Annotated in this window: 14 protein-coding genes; 7 read left to right on the top strand and 7 right to left on the bottom strand. The window is 73.4% G+C overall.

The features are described from left to right. Positions 1–97: 97 nt before the first annotated feature. Positions 98–1,501 carry an acyltransferase family protein gene (locus tag H6H00_RS07620; RefSeq protein ID WP_255425626.1) on the top strand — a complete coding sequence of 468 codons (1,404 nt, stop codon included), beginning with the start codon at positions 98–100 and terminating at the stop codon, positions 1,499–1,501. A gap of 75 nt (positions 1,502–1,576) precedes the next feature. On the opposite strand, the gene dprE2 is transcribed toward H6H00_RS07620, so the two are convergent. Beyond that, entirely contained in the window at positions 1,577–2,332 is a 756-nt protein-coding gene (gene dprE2 / locus H6H00_RS07615) for a decaprenylphospho-beta-D-erythro-pentofuranosid-2-ulose 2-reductase (protein ID WP_185720616.1), read from the bottom strand. Continuing rightward, a complete protein-coding gene (gene dprE1 / locus H6H00_RS07610; RefSeq protein ID WP_185720615.1) occupies positions 2,329–3,672 on the bottom strand; it encodes a decaprenylphosphoryl-beta-D-ribose oxidase in 1,344 nt (447 codons plus the stop codon). The genes dprE2 and dprE1 overlap by 4 nt, the downstream gene beginning before the upstream one ends. Positions 3,673–3,729: 57 nt before the next feature. Here dprE1 and H6H00_RS07605 point away from each other — a divergent pair, with 57 nt between their 5' ends. From H6H00_RS07605 to H6H00_RS07580, 6 genes are all read left to right on the top strand, one after another. Continuing rightward, positions 3,730–4,326, top strand: a complete 597-nt coding sequence (locus H6H00_RS07605) for a DUF1707 SHOCT-like domain-containing protein (RefSeq protein ID WP_185720614.1) — start codon at positions 3,730–3,732, stop codon at positions 4,324–4,326. A 100-nt stretch (positions 4,327–4,426) separates the two neighbouring features. Beyond that, positions 4,427–5,110: an ABC transporter permease gene (locus H6H00_RS07600; protein WP_185720613.1), complete on the top strand. Its 684-nt coding sequence runs from the start codon at positions 4,427–4,429 to the stop codon at positions 5,108–5,110. 25 nt (positions 5,111–5,135) lie between these two features. Then, complete coding sequence (locus H6H00_RS07595; protein ID WP_185722236.1) at positions 5,136–6,191, top strand: ABC transporter ATP-binding protein; 1,056 nt, start codon at positions 5,136–5,138, stop codon at positions 6,189–6,191. Then, positions 6,188–6,964, top strand: a complete 777-nt coding sequence (locus H6H00_RS07590) for an ABC transporter permease (protein WP_185720612.1) — start codon at positions 6,188–6,190, stop codon at positions 6,962–6,964. The genes H6H00_RS07595 and H6H00_RS07590 overlap by 4 nt, the downstream gene beginning before the upstream one ends. Positions 6,965–7,013: 49 nt before the next feature. Further along, on the top strand, positions 7,014–7,991 hold the full coding sequence (locus H6H00_RS07585; protein WP_185720611.1) for a glycine betaine ABC transporter substrate-binding protein: 978 nt from the start codon (positions 7,014–7,016) through the stop codon (positions 7,989–7,991). Between the two features lie 22 nt (positions 7,992–8,013). After that, positions 8,014–8,424: a GtrA family protein gene (locus H6H00_RS07580; protein WP_185720610.1), complete on the top strand. Its 411-nt coding sequence runs from the start codon at positions 8,014–8,016 to the stop codon at positions 8,422–8,424. On the opposite strand, the gene H6H00_RS07575 is transcribed toward H6H00_RS07580, so the two are convergent. From H6H00_RS07575 to H6H00_RS07555, 5 genes are all read right to left on the bottom strand, one after another. After that, positions 8,421–9,473 carry a right-handed parallel beta-helix repeat-containing protein gene (locus tag H6H00_RS07575; protein WP_185720609.1) on the bottom strand — a complete coding sequence of 351 codons (1,053 nt, stop codon included), beginning with the start codon at positions 9,471–9,473 and terminating at the stop codon, positions 8,421–8,423. The genes H6H00_RS07580 and H6H00_RS07575 overlap by 4 nt on opposite strands. Before the next feature lie 91 nt (positions 9,474–9,564). After that, positions 9,565–10,863, bottom strand: coding sequence for a UDP-glucose dehydrogenase family protein (locus H6H00_RS07570; RefSeq protein WP_185720608.1), 1,299 nt, complete (start codon positions 10,861–10,863; stop codon positions 9,565–9,567). A 19-nt stretch (positions 10,864–10,882) separates the two neighbouring features. Further along, positions 10,883–11,857 carry a NosD domain-containing protein gene (locus tag H6H00_RS07565; protein ID WP_185720607.1) on the bottom strand — a complete coding sequence of 325 codons (975 nt, stop codon included), beginning with the start codon at positions 11,855–11,857 and terminating at the stop codon, positions 10,883–10,885. Beyond that, on the bottom strand, positions 11,854–13,725 hold the full coding sequence (locus H6H00_RS07560; RefSeq protein WP_185720606.1) for a right-handed parallel beta-helix repeat-containing protein: 1,872 nt from the start codon (positions 13,723–13,725) through the stop codon (positions 11,854–11,856). The genes H6H00_RS07565 and H6H00_RS07560 overlap by 4 nt, the downstream gene beginning before the upstream one ends. After that, positions 13,712–14,953 carry a glycosyltransferase gene (locus H6H00_RS07555; protein WP_185720605.1) on the bottom strand — a complete coding sequence of 414 codons (1,242 nt, stop codon included), beginning with the start codon at positions 14,951–14,953 and terminating at the stop codon, positions 13,712–13,714. Before H6H00_RS07555 ends, H6H00_RS07560 begins: the two co-directional genes overlap by 14 nt. Positions 14,954–15,069 lie beyond the last annotated feature (116 nt).

Genomic DNA, 15,069 nt, shown 5'->3' with positions numbered 1-15,069 from the left:
CGCACCCTCCGTGAGCGGACAGTGACGGCTTTCGGCATCCAGGTACGGTCCGGGTGTCACCCGCACCGCTGGTCTGAATGCCCCCGTTACCCCCAACGTGACGATCGCAGCCCCGCGGACCACTCCATCCGGCACTCAAGCCTCCTCCTCCGGTGAGATCCGGGGTCTGACGGGACTGCGCATCGTCGCGGCGGTGTGGGTCGTGGCGTTCCACTTCCACTTCACCGCGATGAGCGGGGTCACCGAGGTGGTCGGCTGGCTGGGGCCGCTGATCACCTCCGGCGCGCTGGGCGTCGACCTGTTCTTCGTGCTGAGCGGGTTCGTGATCGCCCACACCTACCTCGCATCGATGGGGCCGGCACTGCACGTCGGCCCCACGGTGCGGTTCGTCTGGGCGCGGTTCTGCCGCATGTGGCCGGTCTACGCGCTGGTCTTCCACCTGTTCGGCCTGTGGCTGCTGGCCCGGCTCCTGCTCGGCTCCGACGAGAACATCGCCTTCCAGGGCGTACAGCCGATCATGAGCGTCGGGCAGTGGGTCCAGCAGCTGCTGATGGTGCAGATGTGGAACAACGAGTTCCTCGACGGCGCGTCCTGGGTGGGCTCCACCTGGTCGATCAGCGCCGAGTGGCTCGCCTACTCGCTGTTCCCGGTGGCCGCGCTGCTGTTCTACCGGCTGCGCAACCTCCCGCTGGTCGTGCTCGCCGTCGCCGCGGTGGCGCTGATGCTCCCGATCGCGTCGTCCTACGCCACGATCGGCAGCCCGTACTACGCGTGGAGCTGGGTCACCCGCATCCTCTGCGGCTTCGGCGCGGGCGTGCTCGTCCACCTGGTGGTGACGCGGCTGCCGCGCACCGAGCTGGTCCGCCGCATCGCGTCGACGACGGCGTGGGTGCTGCCCCTGACGATGGCGGTCGGCCTGTGGGCCGGGCAGTTCGTCGCCCCCGGGTTCGGCGGCGTCGTGATCGTCGGGTTCCCGGTGCTGGTCGGGGCGCTCGCGCTGGCCGACCGCGGCCCGGCGATGGTGCTCAGCCGTCCCGCGCTCGTCCAGGGCGGGAAGGTGTCCTACAGCCTCTACCTGGTCCACATCCCGATGTTCGAGGTCTTCTGGCTGGCCCAGGCCTACGTGCCGGAGCTGCGCGGCGGGGTCGTCGGGCACCTGGCGGCCCTCGCCGTGATCGGCGCGACCTACCCGGTGGCGGCCGCGGCGTTCCGCTGGGTCGAGGAGCCCGCCCGGCGCTCGCTGCGCCGCGTCGGCGCCCCGCGTCCGGCCGTGCCCACGACGGTGGCGACGTTCCTCGCGGCCCGCGAGTCCCTCCCGGAGACGACGACCTACCTCCCGCCCGCCCCGCGGCACGCGGCCTCGCCGACCCGCCAGCCCACGCTCGCCGCCGCGCTGGTCTCCGTGCAGCGCCGCCGGCCCACCCACCGCGCCGACACCTGGGGCGCGTTCGAGCGCGCCGGCCAGGTGCGCGCCACGATCCTGCACGCGGGGAGCGAGTAGGAGAACCGCCCGTCCCTCCCGCCGGTGGCCCCCTTCTCCACACGGCGGGAGGGGCGGACGTGGTTCTCCCCGGGCTCAGACCGGCAGACGGCGGAACAGCGGCCGCGGCACGTGCCGCAGGGCGCTCATGACGAACCGCAGCGGGCCCGGTGCCCAGACCAGCTCCCGCCGGTTGCGCACCGCGTCGACGACGATCGCGGCGACCGCCTCGGGCGTCGTCGACAGCGGCGCGGGGGACATGCCCTCGGTCATCCGGGTGTGCACGAAGCCCGGCCGCACCACGGTGACGTGCACGCCAGCGGGCCGCAGCGCCTCGGTGAGCCCCGAGTAGAACGCGTCCATCCCGGCCTTGGTGGAGCCGTAGACGAAGTTGGAGCGCCGCGCGCGCTCGCCCGCCACCGAGGAGAGCGCGACGATCGCGCCGTGGCCCTGCTCGGTCATCCGCTTGCCGAGCGCGACCCCGACCGACACCGCGGCGGTGTAGTTGACCTGCGCGAGCTCCACGGCGGCGTCGACGTCGGTCCAGGCCACCTCGTTGTCGCCGAGGAGCCCGAACGCGACGAGCGCGACGTCGATGTCGCCGCCCGCGAACGCGGTGCGCACGACCTCGGTGTGCGTCTCCGGGGCGGTGGCGTCGAACTCGACCGTCTCCACCGCGCAGCCGAGCGCCTCCAGCCGGGCCCGCGCGGCGTCGAGCCGGTCGGACTTCCGGGCGGCGAGCACGACCCGCAGCGGCCGGTCGGAGGCGAAGGCCTCGACGACGGCGAGGCCGATCTCGCTGGTCCCGCCCATCACCAGGACGGACTGCGGGTTGCCGACGGCATCGATCATGAGGTGAGCTCCAGGCGTCGGGACATGTCGGACGTGAACACGCCCGTGGGGTCGGCGGCGTCGCGGACCTTGCGCCACTCGTCGAGTCGCGGGTAGCCGCGGCGGATCGCCTCGGGCGTGGTGCGGGACTCCTTGGCCAGGTAGTGCCGCCCGCCCGCGTCGAGGACCAGCTCGTCGAGCTCGTCGCACAGCGGCCCGAGCCCGTCGTTGACGGGGATGTCGACGCACAGCGTCCAGCCCGGCCGCGGGAACGACAGCGGCGCCCGGTTGCCCTCGCCGAAGCGCTTGAGCACGTTGAGCGCGGAGACCTGGCCCGCGGCGTGCATCCGGTCCAGCACGCCCCGCACGACGTCGCCGCGCTCGAGCGGCACCACGAACTGGTACTGCAGGAACCCGCGCGGCCCGTAGCCGCGGTTCCACTCGCCGAGGACGTCGAGCGGGTGCAGGAACTGCGTGATGTTCTGGATCGCCCCCAGCTTCGTGGGTGACTTGCGGTACCAGAGCTCGCTGAACAGCTTGCCCGTGAAGCGGTTGAGCAGCCCGGGCGGGAAGACGTCGGGCACGGTCAGCAGCTGCGGGGCGTCGAAGCGCAGCGGGTGGGCGCGCAGCTTCGGCGGCAGCTCGTCGAGGGTGGCGTGGTTGGCGCGCATGAGCAGCCCGCGCCCGGCGTGGTCGCCGGTGGTCACGGCGTCGAACCAGGACACCGTCTCGGCGTACTTCTCGTCGTCGACGGACTGGCGCGCCATCAGCTCGTCGAGGTTGTCGATCTGCTCGGTGTCGACGGTGAAGTACGCCGTCTCGACGTGGTGCAGCACCAGCACCGCCCGCACGACGATCCCGGTGAGGCCCATGCCGCCGACGGTGGCCCAGAACAGGTCGTCGGACGGGGTGAGGGTGTGCGCGCGGCCGTCGGCGGTGACGAGGTCGAGCGACTCGACGTGGTTGCCGAAGCTGCCCACGACGTGGTGGGCCTTGCCGTGGATGTCGGCGCCGATCGCCCCGCCGACGGTGACCTGCCGGGTGCCCGGGAGCACCGGCAGCCACAGCCCGAACGGCAGCGCGGCGCGCATCAGCGTGTCGAGGCTGACGCCGGCGTCGACGACGACGCGACCGGAGTCGGCGTCGACCGAGTGGATGCGGTCGAGCCCGGTCATGTCCAGGACGGTCCCGCCCGCGTTCTGCGCCGGGTCGCCGTAGGAGCGGCCCAGGCCGCGGGCGATCACCCCGCGCGGCCCGGCCGAGGCGAGGGCCGCGGTGACGTCGGCGGCGGAGCGCACCGGGACGACGTGCGCGCGGGTGGGCGCGGTGCGTCCCCATCCGCGCAGGCTGGTGTTCGGCATCGGGGTCAGGTTACGCGCGCACGGACCACCGGCCGCGCCCGCACTATCCTCGACGGCGTGACCGTCCAGCCGCCCGATCCGCCGGGAATCCGGATCTCCGACGCCGACCGGGAGCGCGCCGCCGCGCGGCTCAACCAGGCGCTGGCCGAGGGCCGGATCACGGTCTCCGAGCTGGAGGAACGGCTCTCCGTCGTCTACGCGGCCCGCTACGAGGCCGAGCTGGTGCCGCCGCTGGCCGACCTCCCCGGCGCCGCGGTCACGGCGGCGGCCGCCGTGCCGTCCACCCCGTCGGGGCCTCCGGTGGTGCTCCGCGCCGGCATGTCGACGATCAAGCGCACCGGCGACTGGGACGTGCCCGCCCGCCTGCGGCTGCAGTCGGCGATGGGCACGATCGTGCTCGACTTCTGCGACACCACGATCCACCACGCGGTCGTCGAGATCGAGGTCGACGTGGGGGCCGGCAGCATCCGCCTCCTGGTGCCCGACGACGCCACCGCGAACGTCGACGACGTGGCCTCCGGCATGGGCACGGTCAAGAGCAAGGTGCCCTCGCGCCCGCGCCCCGGGTCGGTGCACTTCGTCGTGCACGGGCGCACCGGGATGGGCTCGGTGACGGTGCGGCGGCGCTACCAGGTGGGTGGTCTGAAGTTCTGATCCCACATCACGGATAGGTCGCGATCACCCGACCGGCCCCACGCGATCGGGTTATGGTGCGCCGTCCGCGTCACCGCGCCGCGGCAGAGGGGGGTGGGCTTTGGGTCTCGACGAGTACGTCGTCCGGAACTCCTCCGAGCTGCTCTTCCGCGTCCAGCAGCACTTCCTGCTCGTGGCCTACGCCGTGGGGCTCGCCGCACTCATCGCCGTCGCGCTCGGGGTCGCCCTGCACACCACCGGCCTGGCCCCCCCGTCGTGGTCCACCCGGTTCCGCGCCGGCAGCCGCGAGGCCCTGCTCCTGCTGTCCTCGGTGGCCCTGACGATCCCCTCGCTCGCGCTCTTCGGCGTGCTGCAGCCGGCCCTGGGCCTCGGCGCCACGCCCTCGCTCGTCGCGCTCACGATCTACGGCGTCTACCCGATCCTGCGCAACGTCGTGGCCGGGCTGTCCTCCGTCGACTCCGCCGTGCTCGACTCCGCCCGCGGGATGGGCATGGGCCCGGTCCGCCGGATGGTGCGCATCCAGTTCCCGCTGGCCTGGCCGGTGATCCTGTCCGGGATCCGCGTCGCGATGCTGATCCTCATCGGCATCGCCGTGGTGGCCGCGATCGTCAGCGGTCCCGGGCTCGGGCAGCTGCTCTTCGCGGGCCTGGCCCGGCTCGGGGCCGTCAACTCGTTCAACCAGGTGGTGGTCGGCACGTTCGGCTGCCTGCTGGTCGCCGCGGTGTACGAGATCGTCTTCGCCCTCGTCGGCCGCCTGACGACCCCCAGGGGGATCCGTGCCTGAGACCAGCCCGGCCGGTTCCGGCGCCATGATCGCGCTCGAGGGCGTGAGCAAGACCTACCCGAAGCAGGACGTGCCCGCCGTCCGCGACCTCACCCTCGAGGTCCCCGACGGCACGATCGCGATGTTCATCGGGCCCTCGGGCTGCGGCAAGACCACCACGCTGAAGATGATGAACCGGCTGATCGAGCCGACCAGCGGGCGGATCCTGCTCGCCGGGGAGGACGTCACCGACGTCGACGCCGACCAGCTGCGCCGCCGCATCGGCTACGTCATCCAGCAGGTCGGGCTGTTCCCGCACTTCACGATCGGCGAGAACATCGCCGTCGTCCCGAAGATGCTGGGCTGGGACCGCAAGCGGGTGACCGCCCGGGTCGACGAGCTGCTGCACCTGGTGGGCATGGAGCCCGCCCAGTTCCGCGACCGCTACCCCCGCCAGCTCTCCGGCGGGCAGCAGCAGCGCGTCGGCGTGGCTCGCGGCCTCGCCGCCGACCCCGCCGTGATGCTGATGGACGAGCCGTTCGGGGCCATCGACCCGATCACCCGCGAGCGCCTGCAGGACGAGTTCCTGGAGCTGCAGCGTCAGATCGCCAAGACGATCTGCTTCGTCACCCACGACCTCACCGAGGCCGTGAAGCTCGGCGACCGGATCGCGGTGTTCGGCCCCGGCGGGGTCCTGGAGCAGTACGACACCCCGGAGAAGATCCTCACCGAGCCGGCCAACGAGTTCGTCGCCGAGTTCGTCGGCAGCGGGGCGGCGGTCCGGCGGCTGTCGCTGCTGGGGCTGGACCGCCTGCTGCTGGAGCCGGTCGTGGCGCAGAGCGAGGCGAACGGCCGCGAGGTCCCGGTCTACACCGCCGACGCGCAGGGCCGCCCGACGGCGTGGGCCGCGCTGCCGGGTGCGGCGGGCCTGCCCCCGCTGCGCACCGTGCCGATCACCGGCACCGTCTACGACGCCGTCGACGTGATGCTCGACGGCCGCGCGCCGCTCGTCCTCGTCGTCGACGACGCGGGTCGCGCGCAGGGGGCGCTGCGCTGGGACGCGCTGGTCGGCGAGATGCAGACCAAGGGCCGCGTCCAGTGACCGCGCTGGCCCCCGGCGGTGTGGCCGGCCCGATCCGCTCCGGGCGGAGCCGGATCGACCGCAGGCTCGTCGGCGTGCCGGTCATCATCGTCGTGGGGCTGGCGCTGGTGCTCGGCTACCTGTCCACGCAGACGCTCGACAGCGTCGAGCAGCGGGCGCTGGCGCCCGACGTCGTGCTCGACCGGCTGCGCGAGCACCTGTTCCTCATGGCGGTCTCGACCGTCCTGGTGATCGTGCTGGCCATCCCGCTCGGCATCCTGCTCAGCCGGCCCGCGCTGCGCCGCGTCCGCCCCGGGCTGCTCGCGTTCGGCGGCTTCATGCAGGCGCTCCCGCCGTTCGGGGTGATCATCCTGCTGGCGTTCACCCCGCTCGGCTTCGGCCAGCCCACCGCGATCCTGGCTCTGGTCATCGCCTCGTTCCTGCCGGTGCTGACCAACACCGTCGTGGGGCTGGGGCAGGTCGACCGCAGCCTCGTCGAGGCGGCGCGCGGCATCGGGATGTCGGCCCGGCAGACGCTGCTGCAGGTCGAGCTGCCGCTGGCGGTGCCCGTCATGCTCGCGGGCGTCCGCGTCGCGCTGGTGCTCAACGTCGGCACCGCCACCCTCGCCACGTTCATCGGCGCGGGCGGTCTGGGCAACATCATCGACGGCATGCTGCGGCTGGGCCGGCCCAACGGCACCCTGCTCGCCGCCGCGCTGGTCGCGGCGCTCGCGCTGCTCGTCGACTGGCTGGGCGGGCTGGCCGAGTACGCCGTCGCCCGCCGCGGCTCCTGACTTCCGGCCGTCGCCACCGCGCCGGCACCACCACCGAGGAGGACACATCGTGAGCTGGACGAGCAGGGGAAGCCGTCGCACGGCGACGGCAGCGGCCGCGGCACTCGCCGCGGTCGCGCTGGCCGGGTGCGGCGGGCTGGAGGCCTCCGGGCCGTCCGCCGCGGGCGGCGGGCTGTCGGACTCGGTGTCGCTCGAGGGCCAGTCCTACGCCGTCGGCGGCAAGGACTTCGACGAGCAGCTGGTCCTGTGCCAGGTGGCCGTGGCCGCGCTGGAGTCGGTGCAGGCCACCGTCACCGACCGCTGCAACGTCGGCGGCACCCAGGCCACCCGCGACGCGCTGCTGGCCGGCGACATCGACCTGTACTGGGACTACAACGGCACCGGGTGGATCACCTTCCTCGGCGAGACCACGCCGATCCCGGACGAGGAGGAGCAGTACGTCGCCGTACGCGACCGCGACCTCGCCGAGAACGACATCCACTGGATCGGCCGCACGCCGTTCAACAACACCTACGCGTTCGCCGTCAAGGAGGAGAAGGCCGCCGAGCTGAACCTCACGACGCTGTCGGACATGGCGGCCTACATCAACTCCGGCCAGCCCGGCTCGGTCTGCATCGAGACCGAGTACGCCAGCCGCGACGACGGCATCTCCGGCCTGCAGACGACCTACGGCTTCCAGGTGCCCGCGCCGACCATCCTGCAGACCGGCGCCATCTACCAGGCCACCGCCGACGGCGACTGCCTGTTCGGCCTGGTGTTCACCACCGACGGCCGCATCCCGCAGCTGGGCCTGCGCGTCCTCGAGGACGACAAGAGGTACCACCCGAACTACAACGCGTCGGTGACGGTGCGCGGCGAGGCCTACGACCGCGACCCCAACATCTCGCAGGTGTTCGAGCCCATCGCCGCGGCACTGGACGACGCGACCATGGCCGAGCTGAACAAGCAGGTCTCCGCCGACGGCCTCGCCCCGCGCGAGGTGGCCCGCACCTGGCTGGCGGAGCAGGGGTTCATCGGGGCCGCCTGAGCGCCCCGCTACCCTTCGTGACGTGACGGCGACCGACACCACCCCTCCCGGCCTGCGCGGGCAGCTCGCCCGCTTCGTGGCCGTCGGGGTGGTGTCGGCCGCCGTCGACTTCGGGGTCTACCACCTGCTGCTCCAGCTCGGTGTGATCCCGCCGGTGGCCAAGGGCGTCTCGTTCGTCCTCGGCACCACCACCGCGTACCTGCTCAACCGCCGCTACACCTTCACCGCCTCCGGCGGCGGGAAGGGCCGGTTCGCGGGGTTCGTGCTGCTCTACGGCACCACGTTCGCGCTCAACGTCGGCGTCAATACCCTGGCGCTGGCGTTCCTGCCGGTGATGCCGCTGCGCACGAGCGCGGCGTGGGTGCTGGCGCAGGGCGTGGCCACGGTCGTCAACTTCGTCCTGCTGCGCACCGTGGTGTTCCGGGCGCGCTAGTCGCACTTGCGGTCCACGGCCACCAGCTCGCCGGTCGGCTCGAACCCCTCGACCCGGTTGCCCTCGATGACGTTGCCGCAGCCCGAGGTCTCCGGCTCGGTGATCACGTGGGTCTCGATGATGTTGCCGAGCCGGTCGCTGCGGCCGGTGGTGACGTTGTGCAGGATCTGCGCGTCGAAGCCCTTGACGTCCACGACGGAGTCGGCGTAGTTCTCGCCGCTGATCGCGGAGCCGTCGAAGTCGTTGCGGGCCACGATCGTGCCGCCGGTCTCCTCCTTGATGTCGACGTTCTCCGCGGTGATTCGCTCGAAGGTGTTCTCCAGGATGCGGTTGTCCATCGACAGGTCGGGGCCGCCGTCGAGGCCGTACTTGCGCCAGTTGCTCTTCGCGCTGCCGACGTAGACGCCCTCGCCGTACTGCGGCTGCTCCAGCCCGGTGTCGTGGATGCGGGAGCGCTGGATGGTGTTGCCCGACGACGACGAGCGGAAGTGCACGGCCTCGTCACCGGTCCGCCCGACGCTGAGCGAGTCGAGCAGGTTCGAGCCGCCGCCGTCGACGACGATCCCCTTGCCCCCGCCGACCACGGAGAACCCGGCGAGCTGCCAGTGGCTCGCCTCCTGCAGGTGCACCGCGTAGCCGGAGTCGTCGCCCGCGTCGATCACGGCATCGGCCGGGCCGGTGAGGGTGATCGGGGCCTCCGGCGTGCCGGACGCGGTGATCTCGATCGGCTCGTAGGTGCCCGCGGCGAGCCGGATGACGTCACCCGGTGCGGCGTCCTCCAGGGCCGACTCCAGCTCCCCGGCGTCGGAGACGTCGACGGTGCGGGTGCCGGCCACCGGCTCGGCGAGCTCGGTGCCCGCGGGGACCGGCCCGGCTGCGGTCCGCGACGGCGCCCGCTGCCCCGACCCGTCGTCGTCCTGCTGCGCGGCCACGGGCACCGGGCCGGGGGCCGCCGCCGCGAGCTGCGCGGCGGCGACCGTCAGCACGGCGGCGGCCACCGCCGTCGCCAGGCACGTCGTGGCCGTCCTGCACACCGATCCGGTTCGCATGTGACGGATGGTGCCCCAGAGGCCCCGGAGGAGGGAGCGGAACGGGACATCTCGCCCCCGTTCGGGGCGGGATGTGCACCGTCCGTGAAGATCAGCCCCGGCCGAGGCCGATCCAGGTGAAACCGGCCCGGCGCAGGATGTCGGCGTCGAGCAGGTTGCGGGCGTCGACGACCATCGGCACGGTCGCGACCCCGCCGAGGGCGGACCAGTCGAGCGTCCGGAACTGGGGCCAGTCGGTCAGCACCACGAGCGCGTGGGCGTCCTTGGCCGCGGCCAGCGGGTCGTCGACGACCTGGACGGCGTCGGTCGTCCCGGGGACGCCGACGGGGTGCGCCGGGTCGTAGCCGGTGAGGATCGCGCCCTCGGCGGCGAGCAGCTCGGCGACGGCGAGGGCGGGGGAGTCGCGCAGGTCGTCGGTGCCGGCCTTGAACGTCAGCCCGAGCAGCCCGATCCGCGCCCCGGCCAGCGACCCGCCGACCGCGGCCCGCACCTTGTCGACGACGAGCGCGCGCGTCGCGGCGTTGACGTTCAGGCTCGCGCGCACCAGCTCGAAGTCCATGCCGGCGGCCTCGGCGATCTGCAGCAGCGCGTTGGTGTCCTTGGGGAAGCACGACCCGCCCCAGCCCGGCCCCGGCGAGAGGAACGTCTGCCCGATCCGCTTGTCGTAGCCCATCCCCTCGGTGACCTCGAGGACGTCGGCGCCGAGCCGCTCGCACAGGTCGGCCAGTGAGTTGACGTAGGACAGCTTCATCGCGAGGAAGCAGTTGGCCGCGTACTTGACCATCTCCGCGCTCGCCGCGTCGGTGAGCTGCGTCGGCGCGCCCAGGCGGGAGTACAGCGCCGCCACCCGCTCGGCCGCCTCCTGGGAGTCGCTGCCGACGACGATCCGGTCCGGGTTGAGGAAGTCGTGCACCGCGCTGCCCTCGCGCAGGAACTCCGGGTTGGAGACGACGGCCACGTCGGTGCGCCCGAGCATCTGCAGCGTGGTGGCCGCGGTGCCCACCGGCACCGTCGACTTGTTCACCACGACGCAGCCCGCGGGGAGCAGGTCGCGCACCTCGTCGATGACGGCCTGCACGGCCGCGAGGTCCGCCGCCCCGCCCTCGCCCATCGGCGTCGGGACGCAGAGGAACACGATCTCCGCCCCCGCCTCCTGCGTGACGGCGGTGCTCGCGCCGAGCACGAAGCCGAGCCGGCCCGCTGCCGTGCCCTCGGCGACCAGCTCGGGCAGCCCCGGCTCGAGGATGCCGACCTCGCCCGCCCGCAGCCGGGCGACCTTGGCCTCGTCGATGTCGGCGCAGACGACGTGGTGGCCCAGCGACGCGAGGCACGCGCCCGTCGTGAGGCCGACGTACCCGGTGCCGATCACGGCGATCCGTCGTGCGAACACGTGTTCTCCCTCGGGGGTGTCAGGTGCAGGTGGCGCGCGTGAGGCCGCTGCCGGCACCCGTGGCGGTGTTGTCGCACGAGACGCGGTTGCGCTCGTCGTTGCGCGTGATGTTGAAGGCGTACCCGTCGGCGTTGACGGTGGCGGTGTTCCCGGTGAACGTGTTGTCCAGTCCCCAGCCGTCGAGGATCTCGAACACCTGGAACCCGTCCTCGGGACTGTCGATACCCGTGTTGCCGGTGATGGTCCAGCCGTTGCCCTTGACGTTCACCCAGGCATCAGCCGCCGTCATCCCGGCACCGTCGAAACGGTTACCGCGCAGGAGGCCACCGGTGGTGCCCTCCTTGATGTCCACCGACTCCGACGTCGTGCCGGAGATGGTGTTGTCCTCGATGGTGTTGCGGTCGCTGCGGTCGGGCTCGCAGCCGGTCAGCTCGCACCAGTTGCTCTCGGCGCTGCCCACGTAGATGCCCTCGCCGAACTTCTCGCGGCGCAGGCCGGTGTCGCGGATCGTCAGACCGCGCACGACGTTGTCGCTGCTGTGGCGGCGCAGGTGCACGGCCTCGTCGCCGGTGCCCTCGACGAGCAGCCCGTCGACGAGCACGCGCTGTCCCCCGTCGACCATCACACCCTTCTGCCCGCCGCGCACGGTGAACCCGCGCAGCTGCCAGTGGGCGACGCCGTCGAGGTGCAGCGTGTAGCCGTCGTCGACGGGGCCGCCGTCGAGGACGGCCTCGCGCGGGCCGCACAGCGTGACCGGGGCCTCCGCGGTGCCGGCGGTGCGGGCGACGAACCGGCCGCGGTAGGTGCCCGGCGCGAGCGCGATCACCGTGCCCGGCCCGGCGTCGGCGAGAGCCGCGGTGAGCGCGTCGCCGTCCGCCACCGGGACGCCCGCGCAGCCGGCGGTGACCGGTGCCGGGGCGCCGACGGGCGGCGGCGCCGGCGAGCCGCACGCCGCGAGGGCGAGCAGCGCGCCGGCCAGCGCGAGGCGTCTCACTCGTCCGCCGGGACGACGGTGACGCGGGTCGCGCCCGCGGCCGGGCGGTGCGGGGGCACCGGCGGGTGCCCCGGCCGGGAGGTCGTCCCCCGCGCCGCGACGGCCCTGGCCAGCGCGATGCGGTCCAGGGGAGCCAGGGCGGGGGTGGCGGGCGGCACCGGCGGCACGCCGTCGAGCGGCGGGTAGGGGGTCGCCACGACGGCCCGCACGCGTGCCCGGATCCGGGCCCGCACCTGCGCCGCGACCGGCACCAGCAGGATCAGCAGCCAGAGCAGCACGAGCGGGTGGTCGACGACGTAGGCCGCCCAGTAGGCGACGTCGTCGCGGTCGACGGTCCAGCCCGTGGCGTCGTTGCCGGTGAGGGTGACGTTGGAGCCCACGGCGACGCGGTGGACGTCCACCGCGGCCGGCCCGCTGCCGGCGAGCAGATTGGCCTCCACCGCCGTCCCGTCCACGGCGCCGACCAGCGACACCCCGTACCGGGCGGCGTCGGAGACGGTGGTGTCGCGGACGGTGGCGGCGGCGTCGGAGACCTGCACGGCGACCGTCGCGGAGGTGACGGAGTTGCCGGTGAGCCGCGCGTCGGTGACGCCGTCGCGGACCGCGATGCCGAAGCCCTCGGCGTCGACCGCGTTGCCGGTCAGCTCGGGGCCGGCCGCGGCGCCGCGCACCACGATCCCGTCGGGGCTGCCGGCGACGGTGTTGCCGCGCAGCACGAGGTCGGTGGCGCCCGCGGCGAGGATGCCCGTCTCGCCGTTGCCGGTGGCCGCCGAGCGCTCCACGGTGAACCCGCGGCCCGGCGCGGTGCTCGCCCCGCTCGCCGACGCGCTGGCGGCGGGCGCGGACCCGTCGATGCGGATGCCGGTTCCGCCGTTGGCCTCGGCGGTGACGCCCGAGAGCACGACCCGCTCGGTCCCCGACGACACCGCGACGCCGTGCCGGGCGTTGCCGCTGGTCGCGAGCTCCCGGACCGTGACGCCCGCCGACTCGCGGTGCACCAGCAGCCCGTCGGCGGCGTTGTCGCGCACCGCGCCGCCGTTGATCAGCAGGTCCTCGACGCGGCTGGTGAACATGCCGTAGTGGCTGCGGGAGACCACGGTGGCGGTGGCCGAGCCGCGGCCCGGCTCGCCCGCGCTGCCGGTCCACGCGACGCCGCCGGTGCGCCCGCTCCAGAACCCGAGCTCCGAGGCGTCGACGTGGGAGAGGTCCATCCGGCCGCCGACGCTGCGCACGTAGGAGCGCCCGTCGGCGAGCTCGGTGTCGACGCGGCCCGCGGCCGGGTCCCAGCTCGTGACCCGCAGCGGCGCCCCGGGCTCCCCGCCCATCCGGAGCGTGCCGCGCAGGACCACCAGCGCGGCGAACCCGGCCGTGCCGCTCGCCATCCGCAGCGTCGAGCCGGGGGCCTGGACGTCGAGCACCGCGCCGCGGCCGACGAGCACCGAGCGCGTGAGCATCCAGTCCCCGCCCTGCATGCGCGCGGCGGCGTCGAGGCGCTCCAGCGCGGGCAGGTCGTAGGGCCGCTCGCGCGCGGTCAGCACGACGGTCGGCACGATCGACGGGGCCACCGCGGGCACCTCGTAGGGCGCGCCCGTGCCGGGGGAGTCACCGACGGTCGCGAACACGCGGTCGTCCTCGGCGGTGACGATCCGGGCCTGCGCGTCCCCCGAGGGGTCGACGACGGGGGCGGTCGCGTCCGCCGACCCGTCCACCTCGGCGACGGCAGGCGCCGGGCGCGCCGGGACGTCGGTCGGGCCGTCGAGGACGACGGTGCCGACGATCCCCGCCAGCGTGACGCCGACGGTCAGGACGGTCAGGAGCGACCGCCGCCTGCCGGTCCGGTCGGCTGCGGGCGTCTCAGGCTCCGGCACGTGCGTCCCCCGTCGTCAGGCTGGCCTCGTCCTGGCCCTCGCCGCCGATGCGGTCGGCGTGCCGGGTCAGCCAGCCCTGCTTGTTCATGGTCACGAACGCCCACGTCTTGATCGGCAGGGCCACCAGCATGATCACGAGCGTGACCAGCGGGAGGATCGCCAGATCGGCCGGCTTGCGGCGCAGGTGGGAGAACGAGCGGATGGCGCGGCCGACGAACAGCCAGGTGATCCCGAGCGCGACGGCGAGGTCGCGCTGCGGGCTGGTGAAGGCGGCCGCGACGTAGTACACGGTGGCGAACATCGTCACCGGGGTGAACAGGATCTGGAACACCGTCAGCTGGCTGATCAGCGGCTGGCGCCACAGCCAGCCCTGGTACACCGCGGTGAGGTAGCAGCGGTAGGAGTTGCGGCTCCAGCGGACCCGCTGCTTGCAGAACGCCGTGAAGGTGGCCGGGAACATCGACAGCGCCCGCGCCGAGTCCTGGTGCTCGGTGCGGTAGCCCTGCGCGAGCACCAGCCAGGTCAGCCGGCCGTCGTCGCCGGCGACGCAGCGCCTGCCCAGGAAGTACTCGTGCTCGACGTGGGTCAGCACCGGCAGCACCGCCGAGCGCCGGTAGGCCGCGGTGCGCCCGGACAGGCAGACCACGCCGCCGCGCCGCGCGGTGGCCGGCACGTAGTCGAGGTAGCGCAGGTCGATGATCCAGTCGGCGACGCGGCGCCAGATGCTCGAGTGCGGCTCGTACACGTTCTGCCGGGTGCCGACCGCGCCGACGAGCGGGTCCACGAACGGCATCTGCACGGCGTCGAGCAGGCCGGGCTCCCACGCGGTGTCGGAGTCGGTGAGCACGAGGACGTCGAACCGCGCGGCGCGGATGCCCACGCCCAGCGCCGACCGCTTGCCCGCGTGCCGGAACATCATCACGTGGATGCGGGGGTCGCTGCGCACCATCAGCCGGTCGCGCGCCTCGGTGTCGGCGACGTCGAGCACCACGATGACCTCGTCGGGCCCCTGGTCGAGCCAGGTGTCGAGGCAGCGCTCCAGGACGTCGGGGTCCTCGTGGAAGGACGGCACGACCACCGACGTCGTGGTGCGGAAGTCGTTGACGAGCGGGCGGTACCGCGCCGAGAGCAGCTTGCGGACCAGCCAGACCGTCCAGGAGATCGCGCCGATGACGCCGATCGGGAGGAACAGCTCCCAGTGCTCGACGACGGACCAGTGCTCGATCATGATCCGCACCCCGACGGGGTACGGATCTCGACGGTGGTGGAGCCGCCACCCGGTTTCACCGTGATCGCCACGTTCGGTTCAACGGGTCGGTGACTGGTAGGGGTGCGTAATGCCAC

This window comes from Pseudonocardia petroleophila, assembly GCF_014235185.1.
In the GTDB taxonomy this organism is placed as follows: Bacteria; Actinomycetota; Actinomycetes; order Mycobacteriales; family Pseudonocardiaceae; genus Pseudonocardia; species Pseudonocardia petroleophila.
Note: the sequence above shows the minus strand (reverse complement) of the source record. Positions and strands in the feature narration are given on the sequence as shown.

Excerpts from the sequence above, each read along its gene's own strand:
- dprE2 (WP_185720616.1), bottom strand. The coding sequence starts at position 2,332 with ATGATCGATGCCGTCGGCAACCCGCAGTCCGTCCTGGTGATGGGCGGG.
- dprE1 (WP_185720615.1), bottom strand. The coding sequence starts at position 3,672 with ATGCCGAACACCAGCCTGCGCGGATGGGGACGCACCGCGCCCACCCGC.
- H6H00_RS07595 (WP_185722236.1), top strand. The coding sequence starts at position 5,136 with ATGATCGCGCTCGAGGGCGTGAGCAAGACCTACCCGAAGCAGGACGTG.
- H6H00_RS07575 (WP_185720609.1), bottom strand. The coding sequence starts at position 9,473 with ATGCGAACCGGATCGGTGTGCAGGACGGCCACGACGTGCCTGGCGACG.
- H6H00_RS07555 (WP_185720605.1), bottom strand. The coding sequence starts at position 14,953 with ATGATCGAGCACTGGTCCGTCGTCGAGCACTGGGAGCTGTTCCTCCCG.